The following is a 1,435-nucleotide window of genomic DNA, read 5'->3' as shown; positions in this document are numbered from 1 at the left end:
ATTTAAAATCTATATGATGAATATTTTGAAAAATTAAAATTTATTTGCAATTTAAAATAATTATAATATGTTTGCAAATATAACAAAATTTGATTATACTTACTTATAAACATTAAAAAATTACAAATTTTAGAGGGGGAGACTTCAAATGGAGGCTGTATCGAAAAATAAACTAAGTCAAAAGAAAGTAAAAAACACAAATTTAGAAACTTTCATATTTTTAGCTGTATTAATAGGTGGATTTGGATATGTAGGTAGCATTATGGGAGTTGGAATTATGTTTAAAGTTATTATGAATACTGCTCATGATTTGCTTTTAAACACAGTGTTTTTAATAATGGCTATGGCAGTACTAGCAGGAGCTGTAAGTGCACTTTTCTCAGAGTTTGGTGTTATATCTTTGCTAAATAAGATATTTGCAATATTTATGAAACCTTTATATGGTATGCCAGGAGCTAGTATAATTGGAGCAATTACAACTTATTTATCTGATAATCCAGCTATAATTGCTTTTGCAAAAGATAAATCTTTCACAAAATATTTCAAAGACTATCAAATACCAGCATTATGTAATATAGGAACAGCATTTGGAATGGGTCTTATAGTTACAACTTTCATGATTTCACAAGGAAGTGAATATGTACTTCCAGCGCTTATAGGTAACTTAGGAGCAATAATAGGAAGTATTATAAGTGTTAGAATTATGCTTCACTTTACAAAAAAACATTATAATTATGATGCTAAAAAAGATGCATTACATAAAAGTGAAAAAATAGAAGAAGTACGAGAAGTTAGACCAGGAAATGTATTCCAAAGAGCATTAGAGTCAATGCTTGAAGGTGGTAAAAGTGGAGTAGAACTTGGTATGGCAATAATTCCAGGAGTATTAATTGTATGTACATTAGTTATGATTTTAACATTTGGACCATCGACTGATCCAGAAACAGGAAAAGCTATCTATACAGGTGTTGCCTATGAAGGTATAGGTTTACTTCCTATGATAGGTGAAAAATTAAACTTTATATTAGAACCTTTATTTGGATTTACTTCTCCAGAAGCGATTGCATTTCCTATTACATCATTAGGTGCAGTTGGGGCAGCAATGAGTTTAGTTCCTAAATTTATAACTGATGGAATAGTAACACCAAATGACATAGCAGTATTTACAGCAATGGGAATGTGCTGGAGTGGATATTTAAGTACACATGTTGGTATGATGGATGCATTGAATGCAAGATCTTTAACAGGAAAAGCAATTCTTTCACATACAATAGGTGGACTTTGTGCAGGTATATCAGCACACTTTATATTTATGCTTATTGCTTAAATATAAAAATTAAATAATTAGTATAAACTGAAAGCTGACTTCTTAAATTAATAGAAGTCAGCTTTTAATTTTTATTTAAAGAATAATTTATATATATGTATATAAAAT

Annotated in this window: 1 protein-coding gene; it reads left to right on the top strand. The window is 29.1% G+C overall.

Going from position 1 to position 1,435, the window contains the following annotated elements:
- Nucleotides 1–148 precede the first annotated feature (148 nt).
- Complete coding sequence (locus tag QX51_RS05065; protein WP_039678818.1) at nucleotides 149–1,327, top strand: CD0519/CD1768 family membrane protein; 1,179 nt, start codon at nucleotides 149–151, stop codon at nucleotides 1,325–1,327.
- The last annotated feature ends 108 nt before the right edge of the window (nucleotides 1,328–1,435 follow it).

The organism is Terrisporobacter othiniensis (genome assembly GCF_000808015.1).
GTDB classification, from domain to species: domain Bacteria; phylum Bacillota; class Clostridia; order Peptostreptococcales; family Peptostreptococcaceae; genus Terrisporobacter; species Terrisporobacter muris.
The sequence above is the reverse complement of the archived record's forward strand: the minus strand, read 5'-3'. Positions and strand labels throughout refer to the sequence as shown.

Coding starts and splice junctions, on each gene's coding strand:
- QX51_RS05065 (WP_039678818.1), top strand. CDS start 149: ATGGAGGCTGTATCGAAAAATAAACTAAGTCAAAAGAAAGTAAAAAAC.